Consider the following 16,852-nt stretch of genomic DNA (forward strand, 5'->3'; position numbering starts at 1 on the left):
CCTTATCGGACAGGGTCAGTTAACCATCTGGGCCAGAATGAATTGATGATGATGGTAACCTGTGGTTGATTTGTACTCAAGGCATTTGCAAAAATTTTAAACATTTATTAGTTCAACGGGTACAGTAGCAGGCGGGGTCTGCCATAAACTCAATACATAGCCGCCACTGCCGGAGCCGGTTGGTTTGACAGCCAGCGCCCCATGATCATAGAGCATGGCCATGTGCTGGTGCAGCGTTTCACTGACTAATCCCCATTGTTTAAAGCACTCCCCACCCAGACGAATTGCCTCGGCCAGTAAGGGCAACGCATGGTCATCGACGCGGCCAAGCGCTTGTCGAGCTTTATTGACGGCCTCTTCCATTAACGCATCAATCCGTTGAGCCTGCTGTTTATCTTTAGCCCAAAGGGAGTTCACCTGTTGAATGCAATGCGAGGTAATGCCAATTTGGCCGCATGACGATAAATACCAATGAGGCTGCCACCTTTGTTGAACGGGTTCAACCCGGCCATTTTGAAAAAAAACAGGCTTATTGGCTGCCACACCGGCAATGTCCAGGCCGCTGCTTTGACCATGAAATAAATTTTCCAGTTGTTGGGCAAAACGGGCAATGTCCTCTGATTGAATCAATTGTTGTGCGGCAAACCAACGCGCCATGGCCACGCATAGAACCGCGGAAGCGCCCATTCCCACGCCGATAGGAATGTTGCTGTCCAGGTGAAAATGCCCGGTGAGTTGATGAAGCGACGTCCCAAGGAGTTGATGACCATGCTCGAGAACACTCCAGAACAACATCCGCATTTCAGCACCGCTGCTGCCTTCGCTGTCCGCACTTAGTTTTGAGGGAGAGGGCGTGTATCGCAGGGACAGTTTTTTTTCCTTGATTGGAAAGACCAGGGCGCCCTTGCCGCGTAAGACGGCATGCTCACCAGCGAGTATCCATTTACCATGGGTTGCTGTGTCAAAATCATAATACATCGTAATGTCCTGCTAAATGATCCTGCTTGAATTGCCTGGCCAGGTCTGCCTGATCGACACGGTAGAGCAAATGGATGTTTGGCCCTGCATCCATGGTCACCAGCGGGCCGTCACCCTCACGCTGCCAAAAATCCTGCAATTCGTTAAGGATTTTATCCCCTTGTTCAGTCATGTAGGTAAAGGGTTTTTCGCAGGTTGAAAACAGACGGTGCATGTCCTGAAATTCCCGCCAACAAATTTCATAGGCGCTTTTCCAGTCTTTCGCATGAAAGGCATTCAATAAGGCGTTTAAGTTGTCTGAAGCCCGGTGACTGCGGTTGGGATAAAACGGGCTGCTTTTTATCCTACGGTGGGCCTGGCTTGAGGGCACTTCCTTTTCGGCATGACTGATAATCACAACCTGGTGAATCAGCTCCTGGTAGGGTAATGCTATCCCCTTCACCGTCTCCCCCTCCCAAATGGCCCAGGGTGAAAAAAAGGAGCGGCAGGAAGAACCGGAGCCTACACGGCTTAGCTTTGCCTGATCTTCGATGGGCGGCAGCGGTTTGCCGCTTAATTCGCTTAAGGCTTTCACCGCACACAAGGTCAGGGCTGCAAAACTGGAGGCTGAGCTGGCAAGGCCGCTGCCATGAGGAAAATTATTTGACGAACGCACGCGAAACGCACCTTCGTAATCAAAGCTCTTTTTTAGAAAGGCGAGGTGTTTAAGGTAGCGCTGCTGCGCCGGTTCAGAAAGACTGAACGGTTTTTGGCCAGGGAATGGCAAAGGTTCCCAGATGTCGTCTTTGCCGTGATGGTGTTCGAGTTGTACACTGGTGAGGAGGTTATTCAGTGTATAAGACAGGGATGGATTATCAGGAATGTTGTTTCCCTCATCCTGTTTTCCCATGTACTTAATCAGTGCAATGTTTGCTGGGGCTTGGGCAAACCAGGGCATTGGTAGTCTCCTTCGCTTAGTGGCCTTTGGCGTCATTCCATAAAATTTTATGCAATTGAATCTGGAAGCGGACAGGCAATTGATCCTGTATTATCCAATCGGCCAGCGTGGTGGGATTCATTTCTTCCCAGCTCGGTGAAAAAAGAATCTGGACCTTCTCAGTCAACTGGTATTTTTTGATGATTTCGCATGCCCAAAGATAATCTTCACGGCTGCAGATGACAAATTTGATTTGATCGGTGGCTTTGAGGTAAGGGATGTTGTCAAAGCGGTTTTTAGTGCACTCGTTGGAATCGGGTGTCTTAAGATCCATGACCACCATGACCCGAGAGTCTACCTCTGCAATGTCTCGTGCGCCACTGGTTTCCAAGGAGACCTGATAGCCTGCATCGCAGAGATGCGTCAACAGAGGAATGCAGCCAGGTTGTGCCAGGGGCTCGCCGCCAGTGACACAGACATGGCGGCAGCGATAACGGCTGATTTCGTCAAGAATGCCGGTGATGGGCTTTAATTCCCCGCCCGAAAACGCATAAGCCGTATCGCAATACTGGCAGCGTAGGGGGCAGCCGGTTAAACGAATAAACACGGTAGGAAGACCTACCGTGGTGGATTCGCCCTGTAATGAGTGAAATATTTCCGTAATTCGTAATTGACTGGCTGTACGGCTCATGAGGCATTAAGCGATTTTAATTTTGCCGCAGCCAATTGGGCTGTGGGGGTGTCAGGGTAATTGCTGATAACCTGCTGTAAGCGTTTTTTCGCTTCAGCGGGTTTGCCGGAAGCAGCGAGTGCATAACCAATTTTCAAGCTGCAAGCGGCCGCCTTGCTGGATGTGGGGAACTGTTTCAGTACCACGTCAAAATGCTGGATAGCCTCAGGGTAGTTTTTCTTGACCATGTACAGTTCGCCTAACCAATAATGCGCATTGGCAGTGTAACCTCCCTGAGGGTAACTGGTCACAAAATTTTTCATGGCGATTAACGCTTCATCAAACCGTTTGTTTTTAACCAGTTCGTAAGCGGCAAGGTAACTGATTTGCTCATCAGCGGGGTTGCTTTTACCGGGAACGGCGGCTGCAACGGGCGTGGGTGTGGGCTGAGTAGCGGGTGTTGCCGTCGGTGTTGGGGCCGGTTCGGGTGTTTTAACCGCCGGTGCCGTGCTGCCCATGGATAATTCAGTGGGGGCCGCCGGAGTTGAAGCCTGGGCTGATTTGGCCACGGCGGGATTATTTCTCAACCGGGCGTCCAAATCTTTATAAAAAGCCAATTGTTGTTGCTGCAATAATTTTAAATCATGGGCCTGCACTTCGAGTTGACCGCGCAACTCTTGAATTTCCTGCTGCATGCCTTGAATTTTGTCTAAGAGTTCAGCATTGTCGCCGTTACCCTGGTTGTCATCCTTAGCCAGAGGAATTTCTTCGTCCATGTCCAATTGTGCTTTGGCAACAGACTGCTCCATGGCAGCCTGTTGTTCATCAAGAATTGCAAAGTTTTCGCTGTCATCCACCACGGGTGCTTCTGCATGGCTATGCAAAGGCAGGAGACAACAGAAAAACAGTGCAAGTAAGCGTTGATGTGCGCTCATCATCGGGTGGCCTCGTAAGTGAGCTCAACACGTCGGTTTTGACGGTGTGAGGCGTCGTCATGACCGTAGTTGGCCGGACGCTCTTTACCATAGCTGACCACACGGATTTGGCTGCGGCTTACACCGGCCATACGCATCAGTTCTGCCACGGTGTTGGCACGTCGCTCGCCCAGGGCAATGTTGTACTCGCGGCTGCCGCGCTCGTCGGTGTGACCGGCCAGCAGGATGCGTGCGCCTGGATGGGATTTCAGGTAATCAGACTGAGCATCGAGAGAAGCCATGTATTTCGGATTGAAAGTACTGTCATCATAAGCAAACAGGTACAGTTGGTTATGAGGTGCCTGGGTCGTGTAGGATTCACCAGGTTCTTGACCTGCAAATCGACTAAATTGCCCCAAACCGTGAGCTGATGCTTCGCTATCACCCATCATGTCTGCACTACCTGGTGTTTTTTTCGCACAGGCAGCGAGCAGGACGATGCTAGCAGCAACAAGACCCAGTTTTAGAAACGATTTGCCTTTCATCCTTTTCTCCTTGTTATTCGTAATATACAGATAAGTTAAAGCGCCACAATGGCGGGTCATTGTACAATTGTTTTAACGATTTCGCCATCAACAAACGCAAATCAGGCCAGGTTTTTGTTATTTGTGCCGATCATGCCGGATATGGCTGACAATAAATTCCGTCAGCTCTTCCGTAAACCGCACGGTGATCTGATTGGCGGCCAGCACCCCACCGTAGGGCGTATCGGCTGGACAGGGGATTTTAAAGCGAAAATCGCGCGAAGCTAAGACCTGGTTGTCGCTGATGCGGGTAAGAACCGCCTTGGCGACGAAAGTCATTGTACTGGGGCAGGTCAGGAAACTTTGTTCAAGCTCGATTAACTGAGTATCGAGACGGTAATCGGTTTTATCCGAGATGGGGCTTGTGGCGACGGCGTAAAAATAGCCGCTGCGCTGCAGGCTTTGCGAAATGAGCGGGAACAGCATGTCCGCGGGCGGCTCTATCCAGGCATTGTGAACAAAAGGCAAGACTTCAAAGGGTTTTTTGACATAGACCATTTGCGATGTGCCGTATCCGGATACCGCTTCCGGTGCGGTCACCAGAATGGATACGCGGCCCGCAGGGCGTCCATACTGTTTCTGGCTGTAAGCATCGAGTTTGTACTGGTTGGTCACCGACTGCTTGACGGAACATCCCCCAAGCAGGGTGAGAATCAGTGAAGCAATAAGCACTTTTTTCACGTCTATTCTCCCGGACCTGGTTTTAAGGGTTTGGTGCCCCGTATGAGTACGGACGGATTTTGCCGCATCTGGTTGCTGACTTGTTCAAGATTGGCAGCAATGGCATTCAATCGCCTTAACAGAATAATGGCTGGCGGAATGGTCTGCTGCGAGATCTTGTCGATGGTGGATTTGCCGGAATCCATGGCCAAAGACACCCTGTCGCCGGCATTGGATATGCTGTCAGCCATGCGCGTAATGTGGGTGATGCTGATTTTCAGATCCTGGCTTAATCGCGGCAATTCTTTACTGACCTGAGCAATGTTCTTCACCATGATGTCGGTATTTTCAAGGGTGCGGTCAATGTGCTGTTTGTTTTCAGCCAGCACACCGGTAAATTTTTCGAGGTTAACCAGGGTATTGTGCAGGCTTTCGGCATTTTTTTTATCGAAAATGCGTTTAATCTCGACACTCACGCTGTTGATATTCTCAGACACTTCTTTAAGCACGCTGTCGAGTTGATTAAACAGGGACGGGCGGGCTGGGATAATCGGGTAGGGCTCCTTGGGGATTTTTTTTAAGGGCGTCAGATCAGACGACGTGGCTGACAACCCCACGTAAGTGGTGCCGGTGATGCCCTGGGAAATTAAGGTGGCCGTGGTGCTGGTGGTAATGGGAGTACCGTCTTCAATGTCGAGCAGGATTTTGACCTGTTGCGGGTCAAGGCGGTTTAATTCAATTTTTCGCACATAACCCACCTGCACCCCATTGTATTTAACCGGTGATTCTTCACTTAGACCCGATACGGCCTCATGGATATAGACGGCGTAAATGGTGTATTTTTTCTGGTCAAATCCAACCGATAACCACAGCGCGGCTGCAAGCAGCGCCGCGGTCAGGATCAGCACGGTTAAGCCGACCATGGTGTAGTTGGTTTTCGCTTCCAAAAGGATGCTCCTGTAGTTCTATCCCACCAGTTTAGAGTTTACTGAAGTAATCAGCAATCAGCGGATGAGGATTTTTCTGCAATTCTTCAATCGGTGCGACACATAAAATCTTGCCTTCGCCGACAAAAGCGACTCGATCGGTGATGTTTTTTAACGACTGGATATCATGGCTCACCATCACCACGGTGAGATTCAATGCATCCCGCAAAAAACGGATGAGTTCATCAAACTGCCTTGCGCTTCGGGGATCAAGACCGGTTGTCGGCTCATCAAGAAACAACAATTCGGGATCCATGGCAATGGCCCGGGCCGCCGCTGCCCGCCGCTGCATCCCGCCGCTTAACTGGGCTGGAAATTTGCTGGCAGACTCTTTGGGAAGGCCGACCATGGCGATTTTAAGCATGGCCAGTTCGTCCATGAAATTTTTCTCAAGATCCGTAAATTCGCGCATGGGGAACGTGATGTTTTCCAGTACCGTCATGGCTGAAAAGAGGGCGCTGTGCTGAAAGAGCATGCCCCAACGCCTGCGAAGGGCGTCTGCCTGGCGGCTGTCCAGCGTTGATAAATCCTCGCCAAAAATTTTAAGTGTGCCCGCTGTGGGCTTAAGCAGCATCAATAAACTGCGAAGTATCGTGGTCTTGCCGCTGCCGCTGCCGCCAATGATGGCTAAGATTTCCCCTTTTTCCACGGTTAAATTGACATCGGTATGCACCCACTGTCCGGCGAGGCAATTTTTTAATCCTTCAATTTCAATGATGGGTTCGGCCATTTAAATACCCATCCAGCTGTAAACCACGGAGAAAATGGCATCGGCAATAATGATAAGAAACAAAGCCTGCACGACACTGCGGGTGGTCTGGCTGCCGACACTGTCGGCATTGGCCTCGACCAGAAAACCCTGAAAGCAGCCCACTAATGACACGATTAAAGCAAACGCCGGTGCTTTATAGAGCCCAAGCATCAATTGATCAAGGCCCACGGAGTCTTTAAGGCGTGCAAGAAAATCAACGTAACTGACATTGAGCATGGATTTCGACATCATCATCGCACCGATGATGCTGAAAATATCGGACCAGAAAATCAGTAAAGGGAAAATGAGTAAAAGGCCCATGACTTTGGGCATGACTAACAGTTCTACCGGCGATAAGCCCATGGTGAGCAGGGCATCCACTTCCTCATTGATTTTCATGCTGCCGATTTGCGCAGTAAAGGCTGAGCTGGTGCGGCCGGCGACAATAATGGCGGTGATTAAGGGAGCAAATTCACGAAAAATAGCCATGCCCGACAGGTAGGCAATAAAAATGTTGGCGCCATAGGTCTGAAGCTGTAGCCCCATCTGGTAGGCCAGTACCACCCCAATCAAAAAAGACAGCAGGCCGACAATGGGCAGCGACTGAATCCCCGCTGAATCGATGATGGAGGCGATGCTGGGAAATTGAAAACGCCGCCATTGCGCGCAGGCTTCGAAGAATTTAGTGGTTAGATCACCCAAGAGGATGATAAAGCCATCTGCCTGAGTGAGCTTATGGACCGTCTCCTTCCCGATACGATGGAGAATATTCTCCTGTTTCACGGGTGCAATTTTGTATTCAATGGCCTCCTGCTTGGATTGAATCAGTTCCAGTAAAGCGTGTTGCTCTTGATTAAAACCAACCAGTTGGGTTGCTTTGCCGCGTGATTTAAATATGGCCATGCAATCGACCAACGCCAGAGCCCCTGCGCTATCGAACTGAGACAAGTCCGCCCCGCTGACGGTCACCTCCGGGTCATCGGGTAATTCAATGGTATGAAAGGAGTCGACCAGCCCATCCAGTTTGAGAACAGACCAGGGGCCTTTGCAGAGGAACGCCTTTTTTTTCTTGTTGAAAACAAACTCAGCCGCAGCCGCTCGTTTAGCCATAATTGTCATTTACACGAGAAATAGCCTAGGATAATACGAAATCCCCTGCGTTCGCAAAAAACGACGTGATTTATTTAAAACGCTGGCAAACCCTGCTTTGGAGTATCGATCCGGGTTATTTTCAATTAAAACAAGCCGTTAAAACACTGGTGGCCATTCTTATCGCGTTGTGGTTTATGCGTCATGAAACCCAGTTAACGCAGGTCATGGCGGCTTTTGCTGCCGGGATGTCCATGCAGGGCATCGTCGCGACCACCTGGCTGTCGCGTCTTTATCAGGTTTTGTTATTTAACAGCCTTTATTTTGCCCTGTTCCTTGTGGGGCTGCTGATACGAGACTCGCAGGAGCTCACTGCCGTTGTCCTTGTGATTTTAGGATTTGCGGTGAACTATGCCAGGCGTTTTGGCCTGCAAACCAGCATGGCGCCGATGATTGCCTGGATGCTTTGTTTTGTGGCCACAATTCTGCCGTTTCAATCAACGACCCAGGCCCTGTTGCATATTTACGGGTTATTGGCTGGTTTGCTAATCGCGGCCGCGGTGATGATGCTGTTGTTTCCGCAAAATTACCGGCGTTTATTCGTTAGTAATAGCAATCAGCTGTTTAAAACCTTGGGACAGGGCATGCTGGATGTGCGCCGTTACCTGTTACTCGGGGTGAAGGCCACGGATTTTGAGACCCTGCCTTTTGCGAAAATTAAAACCAATTTGCATCACCTGCTCGACAGCAATCAGACCATTGAAGAAAACTGCGACCTGGATGATCAAAAAAGGGTGGATGATATCCTTATTCATCTCTACGTCCTGGTTAACGCTTACCTGATGATGCTTGAGGCTTATCGTGCCCTGCATGCCAAAGCGTACCCTCTGTCACGCGCCGGCCGTTGCTGCTTAAGTCGAATCAGCAAGCAGTTTGCTCGTTTGTTTTTCATGATGCGCATGCGAGGTAATTTCCTGGTAGCAGGCAGCACAATCAAAGTCGACATCAACACGCTCGCTGAAAAATTCAATGACGTGTCACTGCGCGATCCCACGCTGGTGATTGCCCTTTTGCATCTCAAATTAAGCTTTACCCTGATTAACCGGCATCTCTGTGAATTGGTACGGGGCCATAATGGAACTTAGAGGAACAACACGCATGGCCTGGCAGGCAGCCATTGCCATCAGCATTGCGGAGTTAATCAGCCTGACTCTGAATCTGGAACGGGGATACTGGACCACCCTGACCGCCATGGTGCTGACCACCCAGACCTGGGGAGAAAGCGTGAAACGCTCCCTTGAACGGGTCAGCATGACCATTTTAGGCGGCGTGGCCGGGACAATGCTTTATTTTCTACTCCCGACTGAAAGTGCCCTGATTCCAGTGATACTGTTAATTTTTGTGTTTTTTACCGTGTTTTTTTTCCCCATCTACCACCTGCTTGCCGTCTTTGCCCTGACCGGCTTTATTGTCTTTTTGTTTGCCATGATCGGCGCCTGGAATCTGGTTTTACTGGAGGAGCGTATTCTTGATACGGCCTTGGGCGCATTGATTGCCGTGCTGGTTGGCTGCTTTTTTTTACCGGTTAAAACCGACATTGCCGGCTTGTTTATCGGCCATTTCGAAAAAATGAAGGCATCGTTAAGCCTTGGCTTTCTCAATCAATCGCCGCTTAGCTTGCCCGTTATCAGTTTCCCTTTGGCCGCTGACTTCCAGGCCATTCGCAAAAAGGCCATCGCCATACGTTACGAAGTGTTGTTTCATTACATTAATCGCCATGATTTTGGTGTGCTGTTAACCCAGACGGCGATTTGCACCCAATACGTTGTCGGGGTGCTCGATGCGTACCAGTGGCTGATGAATTATTTAAGCAGGGAAGACAAACAGCGTATCCGGCAAGTGGTGGAAACGACCCAGCATAATATTGAAACCCTAATCAAACAGTTAAAACAGGAACCGCATGACGCCATGAAGCCGCCCTGTGATATGATTGACCTGGTGACTAAGGCCATTGAAGAAGACCCGACACGCTTTGCTCATCTCGACAATCAGGGGTTAGGTTATTTTAATCTGATGCATTTTTTCACCCGGTTAAATACCCGTTTAAATGACATTTACAGGCTGCTTGACAAAAGCAAGGATTAGTTTTGTAGTTTTATGGTTGATGCCCGCCGATTGTGATAAGATCGCTACCATTTTCTGTGGCGTTGTGAGCCAGCATGCAAAATCGTTACAGCCAATTTGAAAAACGCAAGCAGGACCATATTGAACTGGCCCTCATGCCGTGTAACCAGACTGATGAAATGAATGATCTTGATACCATTCACTTGGTCCATGAAGCGCTTCCTGATCTTGATTTTGCCGACATTTCCTTGCGCGGCGTCCGTTTTGGCGAACCGGTCAATACCCCTTTTCTGGTCAGTTCCATGACCGCAGGGCATCAGGACGCTGCCCGCATTAATCGCTGCCTGATTGCGGCCTGTGCAGACAAGGGCTGGGCAATGGGGGTGGGATCACAACGCCGGGAATTGATGGATGATGAGGCGGCTTTTGAATGGTTGCCGTTGAGGCGTGATTACCCGCAGGTCACGTTAATGAGCAATATTGGCATCGCCCAGCTGATTGATACGCCGGTTAAGCGCATCCAACAGTTGACGGAAGCCCTTGAGGCCCGGGCTTTGATTGTGCATTGCAATCCTTTACAGGAAGTTATTCAGCCGGAAGGCACGCCGCAATTTAAAGGATGCTGGCAGGCCATTGAGCGTGTGGTGGCCGCTTTAACCATTCCCGTGGTCATCAAAGAAACCGGTTGTGGCTTTTCGGCTTCCACCTTAAGCCGTCTGAACAATCTGGGGATTGCCGCGGTGGATGTCAGTGGTTTGGGCGGCACGCACTGGGGGCGCATTGAAGGCCATCGCGCGGCGGCTTCGCCAAAACGGCAACAGGCGGCAAAAACATTTGCCAATTGGGGCATTACCACCGTCGCCAGCGTTCGGCAGGCGGCAGCGCTGAATCCTCAATATGAACTATGGGGTTCCGGCGGGGTACGCCATGGGTTGGACGCGGCCCGATTAATTGCGCTGGGCGCCTCGACGGTGGGCTTTGCCAAGCCCATGCTTGAGGTGGCGTTAAAGGGGTTTGAGCAGGTAGTGGAACGCATGACCACAATAGAATACGAGTTAAAAGTCGCTATGTTTTGTACGGGTAGCTTACATTTGTCTGATTTAAAGGGGAAGGCATGTCCATGAACCATTTGGCTGATGAGTTATTTCAGGGCTTCTCCAGGTTAAACCGTGAAGAGCGATTTCAACGGTTGCTCCAACTCGGTGCATTAACCAAAGAAGATATTCATTTTCTCCGTGAAGGCGGGGTGCAGAATACCCTGCTTGCTGATAAATTGATTGAAAACGTGATTGGTTATTTTCAATTGCCGCTCGGTGTGGCCACCAACTTCCGCATTGATGGGCGCGATTACGTGATTCCCCTTGCCGTGGAAGAAACCTCCATTATCGCCGCCCTGTCGAAAACGGCCAAGTGGATAAGGCAATACGGTGAGATTGAGACTTGGGTGGAAGGGGAATGTATTCTGGGCCAAATCCAGTTCGCCAAAGTGAAAAATTTTGCCAATCTTGCAGCTATCTTCGAGGAAAACAAGCAATTTCTCATTGAAAAAGCGAACGAAGACGTGGCCATGACCATGGTGAAGCGCGGCGGTGGCGTGGTTGATCTGGCGCTGCGTCATTTACCCCGTGAAGACGGCGGCGACATGGCCATTATTCACCTGACCATGAACAGCTGCGATGCCATGGGTGCAAACATTATCAATCAGGTGCTTGAGTATTTAAAAACGCCGCTTGAACGACTAACCGGCGAACAGGTGACCATGTGCATCCTGTCCAATTTAAATGATCAGAAATTAACGACGGCCAGGGTGACCATCAACAGCATTGATCCGGAACTGGGCGAGCGCCTGCAGGAAGCGTCTTTATTCGCAGAATCGGATCCCTATCGGGCGGCTACGCATAACAAAGGGGTTATGAATGGCATCGATCCCGTATTGATTGCCACGGGCAATGACTGGCGGGCGGTTGAGGCGGGTGTTCATGCCTATGCTACCCGTTCTGGTCGTTACCAGGCGATTTCACAGTGGCGTTACCAGCAGGGGCAATTGATTGGACAGCTCACGGCACCCATTGTGGTGGGCACTGTCGGGGGCGTAACCGCTCTTCATCCCACGGCAAAGATGTGTTTGCGCATGATGGGGATTGAATCAGCCAACCATTTATCCCGTGTTATTGCCGCTGTGGGATTGGCGCAAAACTTAGGCGCTTTACGGGCACTTTGTACGGAAGGGATTATTCAGGGGCATATGAAACTGCACATTGATAATCTGGTGCTGGTTGCCGGTGCCACCGACAAGGAAATGCCGGTTTTGAAAGAAAAATTAAAAAGCTGGCTTCGTATTAATAAACGAATCAGTGTGAATAATGCCTGCGAATTGCTGGCGGAAATCCGGCAGGCGGCGGGCTAATATGAAATGGTCTATCCCGGCAAAAACCTTTCTGGTCGGTGAATACGCCGCCGTCGCCGGCGGTCCGGCCATGGTGTTAACCACGTTTCCCTGTTTTGAAATGACCCTGGTGGATGGGGATCGCCATGAGGGGATTCATCCGGATTCCCCGGCAGGTCACTGGTGGGCGACGCATCGCATCCCGGCAAAAAGTCTTCTCTGGTATGATCCCTATGCCGGTAAAGGCGGCCTTGGCGCTTCGAGCGCCCAATTCATCGGGGCCTACCTCGCCAGTTGCGGTCTGCTGCATGTCAAAGCCAGTCGTCAGGTGTTACTGGAAGCCTATTATCAGACCAGTTGGCGAGGGGAGGGGATTCGCCCCAGTGGTTATGATGTGGTGGCCCAAACCCAGCATCGCTGTGTTTACATCCATCGCCAGAAAGACGTGATTGAAAATTACGATTGGCCTTTTAAAAGCCTGTCTTTTTTGTTGCTGCACAGCGGTCAGAAGCTGGCCACGCATTACCATTTGCAACGCGTGGCCTTGCCGCAGTCGACGGCCAGGCTATCGGACATCGCTGAAACGGCGCGCCAGGCCTTTATCGAGGCTGATGACGAAAAATTGCTCCATGCCGTGAATGACTACCAGCAGCAGTTGACGGAATTGCGTTTAATGGCGCCCCATACGCTCAATTACCTGCAGACCTTGAGAGCCAATAATCAAATCCTGGCGGCCAAGGGCTGCGGCGCCATGGGGGCGGATGTTTTATTGCTCATTGTACCCAGCGAATCCTTGGTTGAACAACAAAAGAAATTAATTGAAGAAGGGTGGACGGTCTTAGCCAGCAATCATGAATTACACACCGGCAAAGCCCTTTTAAAAAATAATCCACCTAAAACACTTGAAATTTTACCCTGATAAGGTATTATTCCAGCCTCTTTGGGCCGTTAGCTCAGTCGGTAGAGCAGAAGGCTTTTAACCTTTGTGTCATAGGTTCGAATCCTATACGGCCCACCAGTTTTGGTGGACAAAAGTCCCAAAATAAAAAGTTGTCGTACACCCGTATCGGGCCGTTAGCTCAGTCGGTAGAGCAGAAGGCTTTTAACCTTTGTGTCATAGGTTCGAATCCTATACGGCCCACCAGTTTCCCCTTTGCGCTCGTAGCTCAGCTGGATAGAGTACTTGGCTTCGAACCAAGGTGTCGGGGGTTCGAGTCCCTCCGAGCGCGCCATTTAAAATGGGGGGTCTTTCCCAATTACGGGGTCTTTCGGGTCTTTGGGTCTTTCCCAATTACGGGGGCACTCAATCAACAGCATAGTACTCTAACTCTGGTTCTATAATTTTCAAAGTTTTTAAAGCCATAGGCTCGTCTTTGAATCAATTTCATTTTTCTATGGAAGCCTTCGGTAATGCCGTTAGACTTGCTGAATCGCCACATTCTCACGATCTCTTCTTTCCAAGAATCTAAGGTTTTACCAAGAGCGCATAATGATTTGAAAGCGCTGTTTTTTAGTGAGTTGAGCATGTCCAGGAATTGAGGGATGAGCTGACGACAGCGAGGCTTATCTAATGTTTTCTTCATTAATATTTCATAAAGACTTTGTTGAAAATGATAGATGGATTCAATAGCGGGATTCTCTTTAAAGAAAGCGTCTCTGGTAATGAGTTGCTGAATGGTTAATTTGTCGGGTTTCTTGCGAAGTAGAGCTAATAGGCCGCGATTACTTTTTATTTTTGTTGATAGTTCCCGATAGGTTAGCATGCATTGATGCTGTAATAGTCGTATGACATGGAATCGGTCTGCGACTATTTTGGCATTGGGAAAGTATTTTTTAACTATGGAACGATAGGTGCTACTTAGGTCCATACAAATGACTTTAACTCTTTCTTTTCCCGGGAGAGAAGACAGATAGCTTTTGAGCGTACTCTCGCTCCTGCCTTTTACAATATCGAATATTTTTCTTTTTTTTAAATCACACAAGGTTGTTGCAAATCCTTGCTTACGACTAAAGAAATGTTCGTCTATCCCAAGGACTGTAGGACATAATGCATTGCTTAGCTCTTTATGTTGCTCTTGGTATTGTTTTTGATACCAACGCTCAATTGTGGCCTTACCTTTTTTGAATTGCTCAGCCAAATCTTTTTGCGAAACACCCCGCGTATGCTCATGAAAGACAGCGGCTTGGAGCCGCCATGTTGAACGTTGATGCTTATTAATTCCAGGGAACTGTTGATTGCCATAACGCTTACAGGTGTGGCAATACAATTTATAAGCCTTAAAACTTAAGATACTTCTTCGATGCCCTATAAGTTCATGATGAACTTTTCTCATATAAGAAGCTTTTTTACGAACTACCTTACTTTTGCAATGACCACAACGAGGAAGTCGATTATAAGAAAGTTCTAACCACAATGGTTGATAACCTTTCACTTTCCTTATAGAAAATCCGGGTAAATTTAGGATAAGATCATACTTCGGCACTTTAATCTCCTTTTGATCGTCAAATCAAGGAGTTAGATTACTCTAACTTAGATTAAAGTGCCCCCTTAAATGAGAAAGAGCCGATTACTTTTTATTTTTGTTGATAGTTCCCGATAGGTTAGCATGCATTGATGCTGTAATAGTCGTATGACATGGAATCGGTCTGCGACTATTTTGGCATTGGGAAAGTATTTTTTAACTATGGAACGATAGGTGCTACTTAGGTCCATACAAATGACTTTAACTCTTTCTTTTCCCGGGAGAGAAGACAGATAGCTTTTGAGCGTACTCTCGCTCCTGCCTTTTACAATATCGAATATTTTTCTTTTTTTTAAATCACACAAGGTTGTTGCAAATCCTTGCTTACGACTAAAGAAATGTTCGTCTATCCCAAGGACTGTAGGACATAATGCATTGCTTAGCTCTTTATGTTGCTCTTGGTATTGTTTTTGATACCAACGCTCAATTGTGGCCTTACCTTTTTTGAATTGCTCAGCCAAATCTTTTTGCGAAACACCCCGCGTATGCTCATGAAAGACAGCGGCTTGGAGCCGCCATGTTGAACGTTGATGCTTATTAATTCCAGGGAACTGTTGATTGCCATAACGCTTACAGGTGTGGCAATACAATTTATAAGCCTTAAAACTTAAGATACTTCTTCGATGCCCTATAAGTTCATGATGAACTTTTCTCATATAAGAAGCTTTTTTACGAACTACCTTACTTTTGCAATGACCACAACGAGGAAGTCGATTATAAGAAAGTTCTAACCACAATGGTTGATAACCTTTCACTTTCCTTATAGAAAATCCGGGTAAATTTAGGATAAGATCATACTTCGGCACTTTAATCTCCTTTTGATCGTCAAATCAAGGAGTTAGATTACTCTAACTTAGATTAAAGTGCCCCCTTAAATGAGAAAGAGCCAAGAAATACTAAAAAAAGCCACGGTCTTCTTTGCGAAAGAAGCGAAATAAAATATTCGTTTATCGCCCAACACAAGAAGACCTGGCCGGTTGGCATGATGTGCCACCTCATGGGCGTTACTCCTTCTGGATACTATAGTTATCAAAAGCGGAAACAAACAAACCCGAACAATGAACCAGAACATCAAGAGCTATTGGAGTGGGTTAAAAAAATCTCGGAATCCAGCAAGTTCTCGTATGGAAATCGCAGGATAAGGAAAGCACTGAATGCTCTTGGTTATCCGGTTGGTCGAAGAAAAACCCGTAGTTTGATGCGTGAGGCTGGTATTTTTGTTCGATATAAAAAGAAATACAAAGTGACAACAAACAGCAATCACAAGCAACCTGTTTTTGATAATGTGTTAAACAGGAGGTTTCAGGTCAATGAGCCCAATCGTGCCTATGTGTCCGATATTACTTATATCTCAACCCATGAGGGCTGGTTATACCTGACCGTGGTGATTGATTTGTTTTCTCGGAAAGTAGTGGGTTGGAACATGAGTTCGAGAATGAAGACTGATACGGTTTGTGATGCATTAACAATGGCCATTTGGCAGAGAAATCCAAGTTCAGGCCTTATTGTGCATTCCGACAGAGGCTCACAATATGCCAGTAAACAATATCGTGACCTTCTCAATCAATATGGTCTAGTGGGCAGCATGAGCAAAAAAGGTGACTGCTGGGACAATAGCGTTGCTGAAAGTTTTTTCGGTCGCTTGAAAGACGAGCGAGTACATTGGCGTAATTATCAAACCCGGAAGGAGGCAAAGCAGGATATCCTCGATTACATTACTATCTTTTATAACAATCAAAGATTACATTCGTCTTTGGATTATCAAAGCCCAAATCAATTTGAAAACCACTATTGGGGGCTATTGAAAAAAGTGGCTTAACTGGAGTGTACAAATTTGGTTGACCACGTCATTATATAAGGGCAAATATTAACTCTACTGGAGAAAGGAATCGAAATGTAGGCTTCTTTGTTGGTTCTATTGGTAGCGTAATATATTTCTTCTCTAGTTTTTCCAGTGCAATCTTTAGTCCTGAATATCTTAATTCTCTATGCTGGTCAAACCATGCTGGGGCATAATGAACCCCATTGAGATTTATATAAACTTTGGTTTTTGCATTGTAGCCAATCCAAGTTTTATCTTGCTGAATATAACACGAGACAGTTTGCGGAGCTATATCAGGGAAGTAGACCTCGGCTACTTGTCTATAAGTGCCTTCGCTTAGTTCGCTGGTGTCGGCCCTACTAGGACCGAGATTTTGACCATATGTGTCTTGAAGTATTTGATTACAAAAACTCATTAATCGTACCGATATTCGAGAGTTGTATAATTTAT

At 48.0% G+C, this 16,852-nt stretch carries 16 protein-coding genes, 3 tRNA genes and 2 pseudogenes; 9 read left to right on the forward strand and 12 right to left on the reverse strand.

The window, feature by feature from the left end:
* Positions 1 to 96: 96 nt before the first annotated feature.
* From DYE45_RS03435 to DYE45_RS03475, 9 genes are all read right to left on the reverse strand, one after another.
* The gene (locus DYE45_RS03435) at positions 97 to 978 is read right to left on the reverse strand and encodes a mevalonate kinase family protein (RefSeq protein ID WP_115300466.1); all 882 of its coding nucleotides are present in this window, start codon (positions 976 to 978) and stop codon (positions 97 to 99) included.
* Positions 968 to 1,915 carry a diphosphomevalonate decarboxylase gene (locus DYE45_RS03440; RefSeq protein ID WP_108294683.1) on the reverse strand — a complete coding sequence of 316 codons (948 nt, stop codon included), beginning with the start codon at positions 1,913 to 1,915 and terminating at the stop codon, positions 968 to 970. The genes DYE45_RS03435 and DYE45_RS03440 overlap by 11 nt, the downstream gene beginning before the upstream one ends.
* Positions 1,916 to 1,931: 16 nt before the next feature.
* On the reverse strand, positions 1,932 to 2,585 hold the full coding sequence (queE, locus tag DYE45_RS03445) for a 7-carboxy-7-deazaguanine synthase QueE (protein WP_115300467.1): 654 nt from the start codon (positions 2,583 to 2,585) through the stop codon (positions 1,932 to 1,934).
* On the reverse strand, positions 2,582 to 3,502 hold the full coding sequence (gene ybgF / locus DYE45_RS03450; protein WP_108294687.1) for a tol-pal system protein YbgF: 921 nt from the start codon (positions 3,500 to 3,502) through the stop codon (positions 2,582 to 2,584). The genes queE and ybgF overlap by 4 nt, the downstream gene beginning before the upstream one ends.
* Positions 3,499 to 4,023 (reverse strand): peptidoglycan-associated lipoprotein Pal, encoded by a 525-nt coding sequence (gene pal, locus DYE45_RS03455; protein WP_108294689.1) that lies wholly within the window; start codon positions 4,021 to 4,023, stop codon positions 3,499 to 3,501. The genes ybgF and pal overlap by 4 nt, the downstream gene beginning before the upstream one ends.
* 117 nt (positions 4,024 to 4,140) lie before the next feature.
* The gene (locus tag DYE45_RS03460) at positions 4,141 to 4,743 is read right to left on the reverse strand and encodes an ABC-type transport auxiliary lipoprotein family protein (RefSeq protein WP_108294691.1); all 603 of its coding nucleotides are present in this window, start codon (positions 4,741 to 4,743) and stop codon (positions 4,141 to 4,143) included.
* Between the two features lie 2 nt (positions 4,744 to 4,745).
* Positions 4,746 to 5,669 (reverse strand): MlaD family protein, encoded by a 924-nt coding sequence (locus tag DYE45_RS03465; RefSeq protein WP_108294693.1) that lies wholly within the window; start codon positions 5,667 to 5,669, stop codon positions 4,746 to 4,748.
* Between the two features lie 31 nt (positions 5,670 to 5,700).
* Positions 5,701 to 6,438, reverse strand: coding sequence for an ABC transporter ATP-binding protein (locus DYE45_RS03470; RefSeq protein WP_108294695.1), 738 nt, complete (start codon positions 6,436 to 6,438; stop codon positions 5,701 to 5,703).
* A complete protein-coding gene (locus DYE45_RS03475; protein ID WP_108294697.1) occupies positions 6,439 to 7,569 on the reverse strand; it encodes an MlaE family ABC transporter permease in 1,131 nt (376 codons plus the stop codon).
* A 65-nt stretch (positions 7,570 to 7,634) separates the two neighbouring features.
* On the opposite strand from DYE45_RS03475, the gene DYE45_RS03480 reads away from it, so the two are divergent.
* The 8 genes from DYE45_RS03480 to DYE45_RS03515 all read left to right on the forward strand — a co-directional run bounded on the left by DYE45_RS03480 (position 7,635) and on the right by DYE45_RS03515 (position 13,290).
* Positions 7,635 to 8,693 carry a hypothetical protein gene (locus DYE45_RS03480; protein WP_108294699.1) on the forward strand — a complete coding sequence of 353 codons (1,059 nt, stop codon included), beginning with the start codon at positions 7,635 to 7,637 and terminating at the stop codon, positions 8,691 to 8,693.
* Positions 8,683 to 9,693 (forward strand): FUSC family protein, encoded by a 1,011-nt coding sequence (locus DYE45_RS03485; RefSeq protein WP_108294701.1) that lies wholly within the window; start codon positions 8,683 to 8,685, stop codon positions 9,691 to 9,693. The genes DYE45_RS03480 and DYE45_RS03485 overlap by 11 nt, the downstream gene beginning before the upstream one ends.
* Before the next feature lie 74 nt (positions 9,694 to 9,767).
* Positions 9,768 to 10,796: a type 2 isopentenyl-diphosphate Delta-isomerase gene (fni, locus tag DYE45_RS03490; protein WP_108294703.1), complete on the forward strand. Its 1,029-nt coding sequence runs from the start codon at positions 9,768 to 9,770 to the stop codon at positions 10,794 to 10,796.
* Positions 10,787 to 12,079 (forward strand): hydroxymethylglutaryl-CoA reductase, degradative, encoded by a 1,293-nt coding sequence (locus tag DYE45_RS03495; protein WP_108294705.1) that lies wholly within the window; start codon positions 10,787 to 10,789, stop codon positions 12,077 to 12,079. Before fni ends, DYE45_RS03495 begins: the two co-directional genes overlap by 10 nt.
* Position 12,080: 1 nt before the next feature.
* Positions 12,081 to 12,977 carry a mevalonate kinase family protein gene (locus DYE45_RS03500; protein ID WP_058530401.1) on the forward strand — a complete coding sequence of 299 codons (897 nt, stop codon included), beginning with the start codon at positions 12,081 to 12,083 and terminating at the stop codon, positions 12,975 to 12,977.
* A 23-nt stretch (positions 12,978 to 13,000) separates the two neighbouring features.
* Positions 13,001 to 13,076, forward strand: a tRNA-Lys gene (locus tag DYE45_RS03505).
* A 50-nt stretch (positions 13,077 to 13,126) separates the two neighbouring features.
* A tRNA-Lys gene (locus DYE45_RS03510) sits at positions 13,127 to 13,202 on the forward strand.
* A gap of 11 nt (positions 13,203 to 13,213) precedes the next feature.
* Positions 13,214 to 13,290: transfer RNA gene (locus DYE45_RS03515), tRNA-Arg, on the forward strand.
* Positions 13,291 to 13,365: 75 nt separating this feature from the next.
* On the opposite strand, the gene DYE45_RS03520 is transcribed toward DYE45_RS03515, so the two are convergent.
* Positions 13,366 to 14,541: an ISL3 family transposase gene (locus tag DYE45_RS03520; RefSeq protein WP_115300265.1), complete on the reverse strand. Its 1,176-nt coding sequence runs from the start codon at positions 14,539 to 14,541 to the stop codon at positions 13,366 to 13,368.
* Positions 14,542 to 14,621: 80 nt separating this feature from the next.
* A pseudogene (locus DYE45_RS03525) lies at positions 14,622 to 15,386 on the reverse strand (ISL3 family transposase); the annotation flags it as partial.
* A 92-nt stretch (positions 15,387 to 15,478) separates the two neighbouring features.
* Here DYE45_RS03525 and DYE45_RS03530 point away from each other — a divergent pair.
* Positions 15,479 to 16,399: pseudogene (locus DYE45_RS03530) on the forward strand (IS3 family transposase); the annotation flags it as partial.
* Between the two features lie 31 nt (positions 16,400 to 16,430).
* Here DYE45_RS03530 and DYE45_RS03535 read toward each other — a convergent pair.
* Positions 16,431 to 16,817, reverse strand: coding sequence for a hypothetical protein (locus tag DYE45_RS03535; protein ID WP_133138233.1), 387 nt, complete (start codon positions 16,815 to 16,817; stop codon positions 16,431 to 16,433).
* Between the last annotated feature and the right edge of the window lie 35 nt (positions 16,818 to 16,852).

The organism is Legionella taurinensis (assembly GCF_900452865.1).
In the GTDB taxonomy this organism is placed as follows: domain Bacteria; phylum Pseudomonadota; class Gammaproteobacteria; order Legionellales; family Legionellaceae; genus Legionella_C; species Legionella_C taurinensis.

What these genes read in the sequence shown, in the direction of transcription:
- DYE45_RS03435 (WP_115300466.1), bottom strand. Translation starts at nt 978, where the DNA reads ATGTATTATGATTTTGACACAGCAACCCATGGTAAATGGATACTCGCT.
- DYE45_RS03440 (WP_108294683.1), bottom strand. Translation starts at nt 1,915, where the DNA reads ATGCCCTGGTTTGCCCAAGCCCCAGCAAACATTGCACTGATTAAGTAC.
- queE (WP_115300467.1), bottom strand. Translation starts at nt 2,585, where the DNA reads ATGAGCCGTACAGCCAGTCAATTACGAATTACGGAAATATTTCACTCA.
- ybgF (WP_108294687.1), bottom strand. Translation starts at nt 3,502, where the DNA reads ATGATGAGCGCACATCAACGCTTACTTGCACTGTTTTTCTGTTGTCTC.
- pal (WP_108294689.1), bottom strand. Translation starts at nt 4,023, where the DNA reads ATGAAAGGCAAATCGTTTCTAAAACTGGGTCTTGTTGCTGCTAGCATC.
- DYE45_RS03470 (WP_108294695.1), bottom strand. Translation starts at nt 6,438, where the DNA reads ATGGCCGAACCCATCATTGAAATTGAAGGATTAAAAAATTGCCTCGCC.
- DYE45_RS03475 (WP_108294697.1), bottom strand. Translation starts at nt 7,569, where the DNA reads ATGGCTAAACGAGCGGCTGCGGCTGAGTTTGTTTTCAACAAGAAAAAA.
- DYE45_RS03485 (WP_108294701.1), top strand. Translation starts at nt 8,683, where the DNA reads ATGGAACTTAGAGGAACAACACGCATGGCCTGGCAGGCAGCCATTGCC.
- fni (WP_108294703.1), top strand. Translation starts at nt 9,768, where the DNA reads ATGCAAAATCGTTACAGCCAATTTGAAAAACGCAAGCAGGACCATATT.
- DYE45_RS03495 (WP_108294705.1), top strand. Translation starts at nt 10,787, where the DNA reads ATGTCCATGAACCATTTGGCTGATGAGTTATTTCAGGGCTTCTCCAGG.
- DYE45_RS03500 (WP_058530401.1), top strand. Translation starts at nt 12,081, where the DNA reads ATGAAATGGTCTATCCCGGCAAAAACCTTTCTGGTCGGTGAATACGCC.
- DYE45_RS03535 (WP_133138233.1), bottom strand. Translation starts at nt 16,817, where the DNA reads ATGAGTTTTTGTAATCAAATACTTCAAGACACATATGGTCAAAATCTC.